Here is a 14,872-nt window from a genome sequence, read left to right as displayed (position 1 = left end):
GTTGCAGGAACAATGCCCATGTCATCACATTACGTCATCACCATGCCGCAGCTGTCCGACACCATGACCGAAGGGGTTGTGGTGACCTGGGAGAAACAGGTCGGCGACAAAGTCGAGCGTGGCGATATTGTCGCCACGGTCGAAACCGACAAAGCCATCATGGACGTGGAAGTATTCAAGGCCGGTTATCTGGCCGGCCCCCTGGCGGAAGTCGGCGCCACCGTTGCTGTCAGCGGCGCGCTGGGCTATATCACCGATACTCTGGGCGATCTGGCCATTGGCGCCGGAGAAGTCGTGACGGAACTGGCGGCCACCGGGATGATCCCGCACCACGCCGGTATGCCGATTGTCATGCCACAGCTGTCCGACACCATGACCGAAGGCATCGTGGTGACCTGGGAAAAAGCCATCGGTGCACCCATCAAGCGCGGTGACATCGTGGCTACGGTGGAAACCGACAAGGCCATCATGGACGTGGAGGTGTTCCAGGAAGGTTTCCTGTCCGGCCCTCTCGCAGGTGTGGGCAGCACGGTGCAAGTGGCCCACCCGATGGCCTTCATCGTCAGCGACGCCACGCAGGTGAACGACACCGAAGTGACGCTCTCTGCCGAACACAAAGTGGTGGAATCCCATCACCAGAAAAACCATACTTCGATTCCCGCAACAGCGGCCAAACCTGCCAGCGTTGCGTACCCCGGTGCCAGGCCGGTGGCCCGCCCTGCCGGGCGTCAGGCCAGCCCTTACGCGCGCAAGATGGCTGGCGAAACAGGCGTTGACTTGAACCAGCTGGCAGGCTCCGGCCCGGCCGGCGTGATTGTCGCCCAGGACGTGGCGCGCGCGCGCCCGAGCATGGCGCAAGTCGCCCACTCCCTGCCGCAGGTCGAAGTGCCCGGCACTGGCCGCCCCATGTCCTCGATGGAAAAAGCCGTGGCGCACGCGATGACGGCGGCGCTGACCTTGCCCACCTTCGATGTCACCTTCAACATCAAACCCGAGAAACTCATCGCTGCCGCCAAGGCGCGCAAGGTTTCGGTGACGGTAGCCATCGCCAAGGCCTGCTCGGTGGCGATGCTCAAGCACCCGATGCTGAACAACTGCTACCAGCCGGTGGACAAAATCGTCGAGCGCAGCAACCACGATTTCGGCGTGGCCGTCGCAGCGGAGGGTGGCGGGCTGGTGGTGCCGATCCTGCACAACATCGAACAGAAATCCCTGGAGCAATTGCAGGCCGAATGGAACGAGCTGATGCCGCGCGCGCGCGCACGCAAGCTGTCGCCCAACGAATACGCCAGCCCTACTTTCACCATCTCCAACATGGGGATGTTCGGCGTCACCCACTTCACCGCCATCCCCACCCCCGGCATCGCCGCCATCATGGCCATCTCCGCTACCGGGCCGGACGGCATGCCGGTCAACATCACTGCTGACCACCGCGTGGTGAACGGCGCGCATGTCGCCGCCTACCTGGCTGATTTGAAGAAAATCATTGAAAACCCGGATAGCTGGCTGGAAGCGACCGCCACCGCGCCGATTCCTGAGGGCGACTGGGACTTTCCGGTCATCATCATCGGCGGCGGTCCCGGCGGCGAGGACTGCGCGCGTGACCTGGTCGAGCATGGCGTCAAGGTGGCGATGATCAACAACGCGCCGCTGCCTGGCGGCGAATGCCTGTGGCGCGGCTGCATCCCGTCCAAGGCCTGGCGTCACAATGCCGACCTGATTCGCGATCGCGCCCACGACGCGGAAAAAGGCATCGCCGGCACCAGCACCCCCAGGCTCGACTGGGCAACACTGGAAACGCGCCGCAAAGCCATCCTGCAAACCCGTGGCGAACTGGCGCTGAAAACCGACAGGGGCGTCAAGATTGATGTGCGCGAAGGCTTTGCCTCCTTCGTCGACAACCACACCATCAGGGTGCAGCCAGCCGGAGGCGAAACCTACACCCTGCGTTTCGGTGCCGCAGTAATTGCACCGGGCGCGCCGCCGTTCGTGCCACCCATCCCGGGCGCACTGGAAGGTCTGGCCAGCGGCGGCGTGATTACTTCCGACACCATCTGGAACCTGCCCGCGCCGCCGAAGAAAATGGCCATTGTCGGTGGCGGCGTGATCGGCGTGGAAATGGCGCAGATTTTTCGCGACTTCGGCACCGAGATTCTGATGCTGGAAGCCAGGGACCGTATCCTGGCCGAGGTGGAAGAGGAAATCGCCAAGCAGCTTACCGAACTTCTCAAGCAGGAATTCAGCGTCGTCACCAGCGCCAAAATCGGCAGCATTGCTGGCACGCCGGGCAAGATGAAGCTCGACTACACTGACGCCGAAGGCAAAACCGCCAGCTTCGATTGCGACTACGTGCTGATGGCCACCGGCAAGCGCCCCGACACCAGCAAGCTCAACCTGGAAGCAGCAGGCGTGCAGCTGGATGGCGCTGCGATCAGGGCCGATACCCGTGGCCGTACCAGCGTGCCGCACATTTACGCGGTCGGCGATGTGGTGGGCGGCTACATGCTGGCCCACACCGCCGCCACCCAGGGGCGCGTGGCGGCCAGCAACCTGCTGGGCGAAGACCACGTGTACAACCAGGACCTGGACTGCGGCGTCACCTTCAGCCGCCCGCAGGCCGGTTTCGTCGGCCTGTCCGTGGCGCAGGCCAAGGCCAGGGGCATCGACGCGGTGGAAGCCAAGATGCCGATGAGCATCGACGCCAAGGCGATGATCAGCGGCGAGACCCACGGCATGATCAAACTGGTCGCAGACAAGGCCACGCAGAAGATCATCGGCGTGCATTTCCTGGCCGAACACACCGACACCCTGATTGGCGAAGCGGTGATGATGGTGTCAGCCGGGATGACCCTGAAACAGGTCGCCCAGGCGATTCATCCGCATCCGACCCAGACCGAGCTGTTTGGCGAACTGGCGCGGCGCCTGATGTCGCGCCTGCGCAGGACGGCCAAACACTGAGCCAGGGTTTTTGTTGAAGACCCGGGCGCACATCGGATTGTTGTGTGCCTTGCTGCCGCCCGGCCCGAACCATTCCACAAAGTCCGTCACCATGATTCTCCGGGAACTCCTCAGTGCGCGCCGCATCTTACCGCGGTGCCAGCGCCCGATACGATCAGAATACCATCCGATACCCAGCCCCTGGCTTGACCGTCCTTAAGGAGTTATCCATGCCGTTACCATTCCCGTCGCGTGCCCTCGGCGTGCTGTTGCTGGCCGCCCTGTTCGAGGCAGGCGCCGTCGCCGCACCCGTGCCGGCCATCCCCGATGCGCCCAATGTGGACGCCCGCAATTACGTGCTGATTGACCCGGCTTCCGGACAGGTGCTGGCCGCGCGCGCGGCGGATCAAAAGGCGCCGCCAGCCAGCCTGACCAAGCTGATGACTACCTACCTGACCTTCCAGGCGGCGGCGCGCGGCAGTCTGAAGCTCGACCAGACTATCCCGGTCAGTGTGGCCGCATGGAAGGCAGGCGGCTCGACCATGTTCCTGCAGCCCGATTTGCCGGCAACGGTGGAGCAGATGATCCAGGGCATGGTGGTGGTATCCGGGAACGACGCGGCCGTGGCGCTGGCTGAAGCCATCGCCGGCAACACCGATAGTTTCGTGCAGATGATGAACGCCACCGCGCGCCAGCTTGGCATGGCCAACACCCATTTCGATAACGTGGACGGACTGCCCACGCCCACTCATCGGGTCAGCGCGCACGACATCGGCATACTGACCGAAGCCATCATGCGCCAGTATCCGCAGTACCTGCACTATTTCGGCGAAAAAACTTTCACCTATAACCATGTCACCCAGAACAACTGGAACCCGCTGGTATTCAGCGACGCCACGGTGACCGGGATGAAAACCGGCCACACTGACGAAGCTGGCTATTGCCTTGACGCCACAGCGGTGCGCAAGGGACGCCCGCTGATCGCGGTGGTGCTCGGTTCCACCACGCGCAAGGGCAGCGCCCATGCCGCCGAAGCGCTGCTGGATTACGGTTACCACTTTTTCGAAACCCGGCGTGCGTACCGCGCTGGTCAAATCATCAGCACCGTGCGCAATAATCAGGCGAACCCCGCCCAGGTGCCCATCGGAACCGCCAGCGACGTCTGGGTAAGCTTGCCGATCGGGCGCTATGCGCTGCTCAAGCCCGGCGTGAGCCTGGCCGCACAAATGTCCCTGCCGCTGAAGCGCGGGCAGCAGGTCGGCACGCTGATATTGAGTGAAGGCAGCCGGGAAGTTGCCCGAGTGCCCCTGGTCGCGCTGAAATCCGTGGAAAAGGCAGGCTGGCTTGGCCACTGGTGGAACGTCATCCGCGCCAAGTTGTGAAGCAGCAGTTGTCCGCCCGCTGACCATGCTGGGGAATTCAGGAAGTGCAAGGCCGGGCCTACATCCATCCTTCCGCACTGTCTGAGCAGTTCCAAGCCGGGCCGATCAGTCCAGTTGTGCGGCATAGCGCAATGGGGGCTTCAAATAAGCCATCCATTTCCAAGCGGCGCGGTTCAACCCGCGCAGCAAGACAACTGCTTCACGTCCTTGAAAAAAGTCTGTGCGCAGAGCTTCAAGCCTTCGACCATGGTGAGATAAGGGAACAGCAGTCCGGCCAGCTCCTCGACCGTCATGCGATTGCGGATGGCGAGCACCGCCGTCTGGATGATTTCCCCGCCTTCCGCCGCCAGCACCTGCGCGCCCAGCAGGCGGCCGGACGCTTTTTCCGCCACCAGCTTGATGAAGCCGCGCGTGTCGAAGTTGGCCAGCGCCCGCGGCACGTTGTCCAGGCTCAGGGTGCGGCTGTCGGTTTCGAGGCCGAGCCTGGCCGCCTGCGCTTCGCTCAAGCCCACCGTCGCCACCTGCGGGTCGGTGAACACCACGGCAGGCATGGCCGACAAATCCAGCGCGGCATCGCCGCCGGTCATGTTGATCGCGGCGCGGGTGCCGGCGGCCGCCGCCACATACACGAACTGCGGCTGGTTGGTGCAGTCGCCCACGGCATAGATATGCGGCACCGAGGTGCGCATGTGGTCGTCGATGATGACCGCACCGCCGGCGTCGGTGTTCACCCCGGCGCTATCCAGATTCATGCCGGCGGTGTTGGGCTTGCGCCCGGTGGCGACCAGCAAGCGGTCGCCGCTGAGCGTCTCGGTCCCGATATCCACCTGGAACAGCTTGCCGTCGAAACGCACATTGTTCACGCCGGTATCGGTCAGAATGCGCATGCCTTCACCTTCCAGCACGGCCTTCAGTGTATCGCCGATGGCGGGATCTTCCCTGGAGAGCAGCGCGGAGCGCGCCACCAGCGTCACCCGCGCGCCCAAACGCAGAAACGCTTGCGCCAGTTCCAGCGCCACCACCGAGCCGCCATGGACGATGAGATGTTGCGGCAGTTCTTCCGCCACCAGCGCATCGGTGGAGGTCCAGTAAGGCGTGCCCTTCAGGCCCGGCGTGTCGGGGATCGCAGGCGCGCGGCCGGTGGCGATCAGGATGCGGTCGGCGGCGATTTCCTTCTCGCTGCCGTCGGCCTGTTTCACCACCAGGGTATGGGCGTCCTTGAAACGCGCAAAGCCTTTTTCCAGCGTGATGCCGGGGTTGGATTCCAGGATGCTTTCATACTTGGCGTGACGCAATTCATCCACCCGCGCTTGCTGCTGCGCCACCAGGGCTGCGCGGTCAACCACGGCCGGCTGTTTTTTCAGCCCGTCGAACGGGTTGTCGCTTTGCAGGTGGGCGATGTGCGCGGCGCGAATCATGATTTTGGACGGCACGCAGCCGACGTTGACGCAGGTGCCGCCGATTTGCCCCGCCTCGATGACCGTCACAACCGCACCGCCTTCGACAGCGCGGATGGCGGCCGCGAACGCTCCCGAGCCGGTGCCGATGATCGCGACTTTGAGGCCGGTCGTCTCCCCCGCTGCCGCAGCATCACCCAGCGCTTCGGCACCGTAGCCTGCGGCCTTGATCGCGCTGACAAGGGTCGAGACGGTCAGATCGGCGGCGGTTTCAACCTGCGCGCTGCCCGCCGCGTAGGACACCTCGGCCCGGCTTACGCCAGCCACGGCCGACAAGGCCTTTTCGATGGATCTGGCGCAGTGGTCGCAGGTCATGCCGGTGACACGCAGCACGTGCGCGGTCATTTTGCTTGCGCCCCTTTAACGGTTGAGGGATAACCGGCCTGCGCCGTGGCATTCATGATCTGCTTGATATTGGTCTTGGTGTCGTCGTAGACAACAACCTCTTCTTTTGTCTGCGGGGCCGCGGTCGCGCTGATGACGCCAGGGAGTTTTTTCAGCGCTGTTCTCACGGTAATCGGGCATATCTCACAATCCATGCCGGGAATGTCCAGGGTAACCGTCTTCTGCGCAGCAAAAGCCGGAGTGATGGACAAGCTGGAGACAGCAAAAAATGCGACGCTCAACAAATGACGGGTGTTCATGGTCAGACTCCTTTTGGATTAATAAAACAATGGGGCGATATACGGGAAAGCAATGGCCAGCACCATCAGCACGGCCACCATCCAGAACAGCATTTTGTATACGCGGTTGGTTTGCGGCAGCGCGCACAGCGCTCCAGGGGTACAGTCCTGGGTTGCGGGCGCGCGATAAATTTTCCGGTAGGCGAGCACCATGAACACCACGCCGATGCCGAGAAACAAGGGCCGATAAGGCTCCAGCACCGCAAGACTGCCTATCCACGCGCCACCAATACCCAGCATGACCAGCACCAGCGGCCCGACGCAACACAGGGAAGCGGCAATAGCGGCGGCAACACCGCCAATCAGCGGCCAGCTATTCGCTGGTTTACCTTGAGACATGAGCTTCTCCTTCATAATTTATCAGGTGTATGATCAGTATCGATTCCGTACCTGGGTACGGTGTCAAGCGGTTTTTTGTTCACATACCCGGCTGGATGATTCAGGATAAATTCCGTACCATGGTACGGAGTCAAGTAGGTTTAAATCGGAAGGAAACCATGCGCAGGCAGGACATGACGATCGGAGTGCTCGCCCGCCAAGCGGGCGTCAATCTGGAAACGATCCGCTACTATCAGCGCCGCGGGCTGCTGGCCGAGCCTGCCAAACCGCTCGGCGGCATCCGCCGCTACAGCGATATGGATGTGACGCGCATCAAATTCATCAAGCGCGCACAACATCTTGGCTTTTCACTGGAAGAGGTAGGCGCGCTGCTCAAGCTGGAGGATGGCGCCCACTGCACCGAAGCGCGCGTCATAGCGGCCGAAAAACTGGCCGATGTAAGAAAACGGCTGGAGGGCCTGCGTGGTATCGAACAAACCCTGCAAACGCTGGTTACCGAGTGCGCAACCCAGAAGGGCAACGTGTGCTGCCCCTTAATCGCCTCGTTGCTGGAGAGTTGAGAAAACAATTAAGGCAAAAGGCAAAATTCAAGACGCTTTCCCGGGTTTGCCTTTTGCCTTTTGCCTTCATCCCTCCCTCCGTGACCGGTGGTGAAATTGGCCGTTTCAGGTTGAAATGGGAATGAAGCGGACGCCGGGTTAAAATGCCCGCATGTATACCCTACTCCGCCCCCTGCTGTTCCGGCTCGACGCCGAGACTGCCCATCACCTCACCCTGTCTTCGCTGCAGGCCGCATACCGCCTCGGTTTATCGCGGCTGATTGCGCCGCATGCGAGTGGAAAACCGGTCGCCTGCATGGGTATCACCTTCCCCAATGCGGTGGGTCTGGCCGCCGGACTGGACAAGAACGGCGCCTATATCGACGCATTCGCCGCGCTCGGTTTCGGCTTCATCGAAATCGGTACGGTCACCCCGCGCCCGCAGCCGGGCAACCCCAAACCGCGTCTGTTCCGGCTGCCGCAAGCCCAGGCCATCATCAACCGCATGGGCTTTAACAATGACGGTGTGGATGCACTCACCGCCAACGTACGCGCCGCAAAATTCCGCGGCGTGCTCGGTATCAACATCGGCAAGAATTTCGACACGCCGATAGCACGCGCCGCTGACGATTATCTGAGCTGTTTGCAAGCGGTGTACCCGCATGCCAGCTATGTCGCGGTGAACATCTCATCGCCCAACACCAAAAATCTGCGCGACCTGCAATCCGGCGCGGCACTGTCCGATCTGTTAGGCAAGCTGAAAGCCGGGCAGACCCGACTGGCTGAGCAGCATGGCCGCCACGTGCCGCTGGCGGTAAAAATCGCCCCTGACCTGGACGATGCGCAGATAGCCGAGATCGCCCGACTGCTGCGCGAGCACCACCTCGACGGCGTCATCGCCACCAACACCACCCTGGCGCGTCGCGGCGTGGAACACCTGCCCCACGGCAACCAGGCAGGCGGGCTATCCGGCGCACCGGTGCGCGATGCCGCCAGCCGCGTTATCAGCAAACTGGCCACCGCCCTGGCGGGCGAAGTGCCCATTATCGGCGTGGGCGGCATTCTCTCGGCAGCCGATGCCCGTGAAAAAATCATTGCCGGTGCCAGCCTGGTACAACTCTATAGCGGACTCATTTATCGCGGTCCGGCGCTGGTGAGTGAATGCGTGCAGGCACTATGCGGCGCGATACGCTGAAAATGCCGCCGGATATTTCCGGCACAGCCAAGAACAATAAACGCATGGTGAGGTCGGAGTGAAGGCGGCAAGGACACGCTCATGAGCAACAAAGCGTTTGCACATCTTCTTCTCTGGCTGTTGCTTGCCTGGAACAGCGTGGGCAGCGCATTCTCCGACACCCTCCCCAGTTTCCGGCAAGTCGAGGCCGCGCATCGCCCTTCCGAAGCGTGGCTGGTCGATCGCAATGGCGCGCCGCTCGACACCCTGAACCTCGATCCCAAGGTGCGCCGCCTGCCGTGGGTGCCGCTGCGCGAACTGTCGCCGGCAATGCGGCATGCGCTGATCGTGTCGGAGGACAAACGTTTTTATCAACACTCGGGGGTGGACTGGCGCGCTTTTATCGGCGCCGCCTGGGAAAACCTGGTGTACGACACCCATCGCGGTGCCTCCACGCTCACCATGCAACTGGCGGGGCTGCTCGACCCGGCGCTGTATCGCCGCGCAGGCGGACGCACCTACACGCAGAAGTGGGATCAAATCAAGGCAGCACGCAGTATGGAAAAAACCTGGAGCAAGGCGCAGATACTCGACGCTTACCTGAACAAGGTGAATTTCCGCGCAAACCTGTCGGGCATCAACGCCGCCGCCCAAGGCTTGTTTGGCCAGGAACCTTCCCGCCTGAACAAGGCGCAGGCAAGCATACTCGCTGCACTGTTGCGCGGGCCGAATGCCAAAGCCGCGGTCGTGGCGGAACGGGCCTGCGGCGTGGCGCAGCAACTTACCGTGCCACGCCCGTCGTGCGCAACAGTCACCGCTCTGGCATACAAAAGCCTGGTTGCCAGACCGCATATCGATTTTGGCGAACAACTAGCACCCGCCGTCGCGCGCATGTTTCTGCATACCCCCGGCGAACGGGTGCAGGTGAGTTTGGACGCCGGCTTGCAGCGCTTTGCGCTGCAAGCCCTGCAAAGCCGACTCGCGGCACTCAAGGCAAACAATGTCGACGCCGGCGCCGTGGTGGTACTCAACAACAAAACCGGCGAAGTGCGTGCCTATGTGGGTTCCAGCGCCGGCGCGTCCAGCCCGCAGAGGGTGGACGAGGCTGCCACAGCGCAGCCGGCGGGCGCCACCCTCCAGCCGTTTTTATACGGCCTGGCAATCGAGCAACGCCTGCTTAGCGCGGCGTCGTTCCTGGACGATTCGGCGGCGCTGCAAACCTCATCAACTCAAGGTATGTGGCAAGACGATAACCGCGAACTCGGCAACTGGGTGACCCTGCGCACTGCGCTGGGTTCTTCGTTGCATGTGCCTGCAGTACGAACCCTGGCGCTGGTCACGCCGGCAGCTTTTTATGAGCGCCTGCAGGCACTGGGGCTGGCCACCCCCAGTGATCGCCCGCCGCAACGCTACGGCTACGCCCCAGGCGAGACGGCAGTCACGCTGACAGGCCTGACCAACGCTTATCGGGTGCTGGCCAATGGCGGCGTGCTCAAGCCGCTGAGTTTCCACGTCGGCGGCGCACCTGGTGCGACTCAGATTATGCCGGCACCGGTCGCTGCCATCGTCACCGACATCCTGGCAGACAATAATGCCCGTGCAATGAAGGCCGGACTGCACAGTGCCCTGACGACATCCGGCTTTGCTGCCGTTAAAACCGGCACCAGCCCGGACATGCGCAACAACTGGTGTGTAGGATTTTCGGACAAATACACAGTGGGCGTGTGGGTGGGCAATATCTCGGGCGAACCGATGCGCGATGTCTCCGACGTGAATGGCGCCGCACCCGTGTGGCAGGCGCTGATCAGCAAGCTGAATACAGCCCGACCCAGCCGTGCCCCGGCGCTGCCCAGCGGGGTCATCGCCCAGACGGTGCGCTTCGAACCGCCGCTGGAGCCGCCGCGCCGTGAATTGTTCCTGCCCGGCACCGAGCAAAGTGTGGTGACCCTGGCTGAAGGTAAAGGATTACCGCGCATTATCGGCCCCGCCAATGGCACTATGCTGACGCTGGATGCGGATATACCCGCCGCGTGGCAAAAAATGCGCTTCTATAGCCGCCCCCTGCACATGCAATGGAACTGGCTGGTGGACGGCGAACCTGCGCCAGCGCAATGGCTCCAGACAGACGGCAGCCTGCTCTATACGCCCCAGCCGGGAGCGCACCGGATCAGCCTCGTCGATGAACAGGGGCGCGCGCTGGATACAGCGTCTTTTATGGTACAAGTACAGACCACCCCTTAAGCGTTATGCTAACCCGACTTTAGTTGCGAGGACATCAACATGCTGATCGGCATTCCCAGGGAAATCAAAGACCATGAGTACCGCGTCGCCCTCACCCCTGACAGCGTAACGGCGCTGCTGGCGGCTGGGCATCAGGTTCGGGTGCAAACCGGCGCCGCTGCGCGCATCGGCTTTTCCGACGACGCCTACCGTGCCGCAGGCGCACGCATTGTGGAAGACGCGGCAGCCGTGTACGAAGCGCAGCTCGTCGTCAAGGTAAAAGAGCCGCAAATTGCGGAAATCCCCCTGTTGCGCGCTGGACAGATGGTATTCAGCTACCTGCACCTGGCCGCCGCACCCGAACTGACCGCGCAACTGCTGGACAGAAAAATCATCGGCATCGGTTTCGAAACCGTCACCGACGCCAGCGGCACGCCGCTGCTTGCCCCGATGTCCGCAGTGGCGGGGCGCATCGCGGTGCAGGCGGGCGCGCAGGCGCTGACCATGGCGAGCGGCGGCAATGGCACATTGCTGCCCGGCGTGGCAGGGGTGGCACCCGGCAAAGTCACCATCATCGGCGCCGGCATGGTGGGCGCCAACGCCGCGCGGGTCGCCGCCGGCATGGGGGCGGAGGTCAGCGTGCTCGACCGCAGCATGGACAAGCTGCGCCATTTTGACGACCTCTACCAGGGGCGGCTCAGGACGCGCTATTCCGACACTGCCGCGCTGGTCGAGCTGGTGGCCGGGGCAGACCTGGTCATCGGCGCCGTGTTGTTGCCCGGCAGAAAAGCCCCCAAGCTGATTACCCGGCAAATGCTGGCCGGCATGCGTCCGGGATCGGTGCTGGTGGATGTCTCCATTGACCAGGGCGGCTGCGCGGAAACCTCGCGCCCCACCAGCCATTCCCATCCCACTTACGTTGAGGAAGGCGTGGTGCATTACTGCGTCACCAACATGCCGGCAGCCTGTGCCCGCACCGCTACCCAGGCGCTTGCCAGCGTGGTGCTGCCTTACACCTTGCAACTGGCAAACCAGGGCATGGCGGCGCTGCTTGCAGACAAGGGATTTCTCGATGGATTGAATGTTTACCTGGGCGCGGTCACGCATCCAGCCGTGGCGGAAGATACCGGCCACCCCTACGTGGCGCCCCACACCCTGTAAGGTGCTGTCAGACTCCAGTCAGGGAAAGCCAGTAAGCTGCTTGCCGCCAATCCGGCGGGATGTGGGCGCATCTGCCTGTACTTGTCCTGCTTACACCTTGCACATGCTTGAATACAGTCGCTGCGGGAAGGATAATGGCTGACTCATTGCCTAATAAGCGAAAAAATGGATATCCAGAGCTACATCCTGATTTTGATCGGCACGGTTTTCGTCAACAACATCATCATGGCGAAAATCCTTGGCCTGTGTCCGTTCATGGGCGTTTCCAAGAGCCTGGAAACCGCGATCGGCATGGGTGCCGCCACCACCTTCGTGCTCACCCTGGCATCCGGCTCCAGCTACCTGATCAACCAGTACCTGCTGGGCACCGATCTGGCCTATCTGCGCACGCTGTCGTTTATCGTGGTGATTGCCGGCATTGTCGGCTTCACCGAGATGTTTGTGCGCAAAACCAGCCCGGTACTGTTTCGCGTGCTGGGTATTTATCTGCCGCTGATTACCACCAACTGCGCGGTGCTGGGCATCCCGCTGCTCAACGTTCAGGCGCAGCATAATTTCATCCAGTCGCTGTTTTTCGGCTTTGGCGGTGCGGTCGGTTTCTCCATGGTGCTGGTGCTGTTCGCCGGGCTGCGTGAGCGGCTGGAAGGCGCGGACGTCCCGGCTGCGTTTCGCGGCACCAGCATTGCGATGATTACCGCGGGGCTGATGAGCCTGGCGTTCATGGGCTTTGCCGGCTTGGTGAAATAAGGTGCTGTCTGCGATTCTGGTGATGTCCGGTCTGGCTGTATTTCTCGGCGCGGCGCTGGGATTTGCGGCGGTGCGCTTCAAGGTGCAGGAAGACCCCATCGTCGAGCAAATCGACGCCATCCTGCCGCAAACCCAGTGCGGCCAGTGCGGCTTTCCCGGTTGCAAGCCCTATGCCCAGGCCATCGCCAATGGCGACGCCGACATCAACCAGTGCCCGCCCGGCGGCGAAGACGGCATCCACAAGCTGGCGGAACTGCTGGGCGTGGAATTCAGGCCGCTCAACGCCGAACATGGCGAGCCCAAGCCCAAATCGGTGGCGGTCATCGACGAGAACATCTGCATCGGCTGCACGCTGTGCATCCAGGCCTGCCCGGTGGACGCCATCCTCGGCGCGGCCAAACAGATGCATACCGTCATCGCCCAGGAATGCACCGGCTGTGAACTATGCGTCGCGCCGTGCCCGGTGGATTGCATCAGCATGGTGCCGATCGCGGAAGACGTCGCCACCTGGAAATGGAAATACCCCGTGGTCAAACTGAAAGTCGCGTAATGACCCGCCAACTATACGAATTCAACGGTGGTGTGCACCCTGAGCAACACAAACACGCATCCACGCGCCGCCCGATCGCGATTGCGCCGCTGCCCAAAGTGCTGGTCGTGCCGTTGCGCCAGCACATCGGCCACCCCGCCAAGCCTGTGGTGGCGGTGGGCGAGCAGGTATGGAAAGGCCAGACGATCGGCCAGGCTGAGGGCTACGTGTCGGTGGCGGTGCACGCGCCTACCTCGGGCACGGTTACCGCCATTGCCAGCCATGCCGTGGCGCACCCGTCCGGACTGGCCGATATGTGCATCACCATCGCACCGGACGGACTCGACCGCTGGATCGAGCACGGCGCGCTGGATTACCGCAACATGGACCCCAGCCACCTGCGCAATCAATTGCGCGAGCTCGGCATCGCCGGGCTGGGCGGTGCGGTGTTTCCCAGCTTTATCAAGCTCAACCCCGGCGCCGCGCAAAAGGTGCCCACACTCATTCTCAACGGCGCCGAATGCGAGCCGTGGATTACCTGCGACGACATGATCATGCGCGAGCGCGCCGCCGAAATTCTTGCAGGCGCTGCCATCATGCGCCACATGCTGCGCTGTGACGAAGTGCTGGTGGGTATCGAGGACAACAAGCCCGAGGCCATCGCCGCGATGCGGGCGGCAGCCAGCCAGTGCGATTTCGCAGTGGAAGTGGTAGCGGTGCCCACCCTCTACCCCGGCGGTGGCGCCAAGCAGCTCATCAAAACCCTGACCGGCAAGGAAGTCCCCTCCGGCGGACGCTCCACCGACATCGGCGTCGCCACCTTCAACGTCGGCACGGCGTATTCATTGCACCGTGCGGTCAACCATGGCGAGCCGCTGATTTCGCGCATTGTCACCGTCACCGGCAATGTGCACCGCCCGCAGAATTTCGAAGTACTGATCGGCACCCCGCTAGCCGAACTGGTGCGACTGACCGGCGCAACCCGGGACGACACCAGCGGCTACGTGATGGGCGGGCCGATGATGGGCATCGATCTGGCCAGCAGTGATGTGCCGGTGGTCAAGGCCACCAACTGCATCCTGGTCAAATCGCCCGCGCTGTTTCCGCCACCGCCGCCAGCCATGCCGTGCATCCGCTGTACCCGTTGTGCGCAGGCGTGCCCGGCGGATCTGCAACCACAGGAACTGTACTGGTTCGCACGTGCAAAAAATTTCGGCAAAACGCAGGAATACAATCTGTTCGACTGCATCGAATGCGGCGTGTGCACGTATGTCTGCCCCAGCCACATCCCGCTGGTGCAATATTACCGCTACGCAAAGAGCGAAATCTGGGCCAAGGAAAAGGACAAAAAAGCCGCCGACCTGGCACGCGAGCGTCATGAATTCCGCCAGTTGCGTATCGAGCGCGAAAAACAGGAACGCGCCGCAAAACTTGCCCAGAAAGCCAGCGCCAGGCTCACCGGAGCCACCGCCGACAGCCCGGATGACAGCGCCAGCGCTGCCAAGAAAGACGCTATCCAGGCGGCGATAGAACGCGCCAAAGCAAAAAAAGAGGGCATCACCCCGCGCAACATCGACAACCTGCCGGCGGAACAATTGCAGGAGATCGCCGAAATCGAAGCGCGCCGCGCCAGAATCCGCGCAATGGCACAGGATTCGGTGGAGAAGTGAATCCGCTGCGCGCACAATTTCCCATCCAGGCAGA

General features: G+C 62.5%; 12 protein-coding genes. 9 read left to right on the top strand and 3 right to left on the bottom strand.

The annotated features are described in order from the left end of the window. The first annotated feature begins 18 nt into the window (after positions 1–18). The gene (locus GZH91_RS07795; RefSeq protein WP_147074914.1) at positions 19–2,958 is read left to right on the top strand and encodes an FAD-dependent oxidoreductase; all 2,940 of its coding nucleotides are present in this window, start codon (positions 19–21) and stop codon (positions 2,956–2,958) included. A gap of 209 nt (positions 2,959–3,167) precedes the next feature. Beyond that, entirely contained in the window at positions 3,168–4,319 is a 1,152-nt protein-coding gene (locus GZH91_RS07790; RefSeq protein ID WP_147074915.1) for a D-alanyl-D-alanine carboxypeptidase family protein, read from the top strand. 173 nt (positions 4,320–4,492) lie between these two features. On the opposite strand, the gene merA is transcribed toward GZH91_RS07790, so the two are convergent. Genes merA through merT form a run of 3 tightly spaced genes read right to left on the bottom strand, consistent with a single transcriptional unit; the run spans position 4,493 to position 6,798 of the window. After that, on the bottom strand, positions 4,493–6,121 hold the full coding sequence (merA, locus tag GZH91_RS07785) for a mercury(II) reductase (protein ID WP_161984216.1): 1,629 nt from the start codon (positions 6,119–6,121) through the stop codon (positions 4,493–4,495). Continuing rightward, on the bottom strand, positions 6,118–6,420 hold the full coding sequence (gene merP, locus GZH91_RS07780; protein ID WP_147074984.1) for a mercury resistance system periplasmic binding protein MerP: 303 nt from the start codon (positions 6,418–6,420) through the stop codon (positions 6,118–6,120). Before merP ends, merA begins: the two co-directional genes overlap by 4 nt. A gap of 18 nt (positions 6,421–6,438) precedes the next feature. Beyond that, the gene (gene merT / locus GZH91_RS07775; RefSeq protein WP_147074983.1) at positions 6,439–6,798 is read right to left on the bottom strand and encodes a mercuric ion transporter MerT; all 360 of its coding nucleotides are present in this window, start codon (positions 6,796–6,798) and stop codon (positions 6,439–6,441) included. A 158-nt stretch (positions 6,799–6,956) separates the two neighbouring features. Here merT and merR point away from each other — a divergent pair, with 158 nt between their 5' ends. From merR to rsxC, 7 genes are all read left to right on the top strand, one after another. After that, on the top strand, positions 6,957–7,358 hold the full coding sequence (gene merR / locus GZH91_RS07770; RefSeq protein ID WP_147074982.1) for an Hg(II)-responsive transcriptional regulator: 402 nt from the start codon (positions 6,957–6,959) through the stop codon (positions 7,356–7,358). Between the two features lie 151 nt (positions 7,359–7,509). Next, the gene (locus tag GZH91_RS07765) at positions 7,510–8,532 is read left to right on the top strand and encodes a quinone-dependent dihydroorotate dehydrogenase (RefSeq protein ID WP_147074981.1); all 1,023 of its coding nucleotides are present in this window, start codon (positions 7,510–7,512) and stop codon (positions 8,530–8,532) included. An 81-nt stretch (positions 8,533–8,613) separates the two neighbouring features. After that, positions 8,614–10,752, top strand: a complete 2,139-nt coding sequence (locus tag GZH91_RS07760; protein ID WP_147074980.1) for a transglycosylase domain-containing protein — start codon at positions 8,614–8,616, stop codon at positions 10,750–10,752. A 39-nt stretch (positions 10,753–10,791) separates the two neighbouring features. Further along, positions 10,792–11,892, top strand: a complete 1,101-nt coding sequence (gene ald, locus GZH91_RS07755; RefSeq protein WP_147074979.1) for an alanine dehydrogenase — start codon at positions 10,792–10,794, stop codon at positions 11,890–11,892. A 171-nt stretch (positions 11,893–12,063) separates the two neighbouring features. Continuing rightward, positions 12,064–12,639 (top strand): electron transport complex subunit RsxA, encoded by a 576-nt coding sequence (gene rsxA / locus GZH91_RS07750; RefSeq protein WP_147074986.1) that lies wholly within the window; start codon positions 12,064–12,066, stop codon positions 12,637–12,639. A 1-nt stretch (position 12,640) separates the two neighbouring features. Then, the gene (gene rsxB, locus GZH91_RS07745) at positions 12,641–13,189 is read left to right on the top strand and encodes an electron transport complex subunit RsxB (protein WP_147074978.1); all 549 of its coding nucleotides are present in this window, start codon (positions 12,641–12,643) and stop codon (positions 13,187–13,189) included. Beyond that, positions 13,189–14,838 carry an electron transport complex subunit RsxC gene (gene rsxC, locus GZH91_RS07740; protein WP_147074977.1) on the top strand — a complete coding sequence of 550 codons (1,650 nt, stop codon included), beginning with the start codon at positions 13,189–13,191 and terminating at the stop codon, positions 14,836–14,838. The genes rsxB and rsxC overlap by 1 nt, the downstream gene beginning before the upstream one ends. Positions 14,839–14,872: the final 34 nt, after the last annotated feature.

The sequence above is a fragment of the Sulfuriferula plumbiphila genome (assembly GCF_009938015.1).
GTDB classification, from domain to species: Bacteria; Pseudomonadota; Gammaproteobacteria; order Burkholderiales; family Sulfuriferulaceae; genus Sulfuriferula; species Sulfuriferula plumbiphila.
Note: the sequence above shows the minus strand (reverse complement) of the source record. Positions and strands in the feature narration are given on the sequence as shown.

Coding starts and splice junctions, on each gene's coding strand:
- GZH91_RS07795 (WP_147074914.1), top strand. CDS start 19: ATGTCATCACATTACGTCATCACCATGCCGCAGCTGTCCGACACCATG.
- GZH91_RS07790 (WP_147074915.1), top strand. CDS start 3,168: ATGCCGTTACCATTCCCGTCGCGTGCCCTCGGCGTGCTGTTGCTGGCC.
- merA (WP_161984216.1), bottom strand. CDS start 6,121: ATGACCGCGCACGTGCTGCGTGTCACCGGCATGACCTGCGACCACTGC.
- merP (WP_147074984.1), bottom strand. CDS start 6,420: ATGAACACCCGTCATTTGTTGAGCGTCGCATTTTTTGCTGTCTCCAGC.
- merT (WP_147074983.1), bottom strand. CDS start 6,798: ATGTCTCAAGGTAAACCAGCGAATAGCTGGCCGCTGATTGGCGGTGTT.
- merR (WP_147074982.1), top strand. CDS start 6,957: ATGCGCAGGCAGGACATGACGATCGGAGTGCTCGCCCGCCAAGCGGGC.
- GZH91_RS07765 (WP_147074981.1), top strand. CDS start 7,510: ATGTATACCCTACTCCGCCCCCTGCTGTTCCGGCTCGACGCCGAGACT.
- GZH91_RS07760 (WP_147074980.1), top strand. CDS start 8,614: ATGAGCAACAAAGCGTTTGCACATCTTCTTCTCTGGCTGTTGCTTGCC.
- ald (WP_147074979.1), top strand. CDS start 10,792: ATGCTGATCGGCATTCCCAGGGAAATCAAAGACCATGAGTACCGCGTC.
- rsxC (WP_147074977.1), top strand. CDS start 13,189: ATGACCCGCCAACTATACGAATTCAACGGTGGTGTGCACCCTGAGCAA.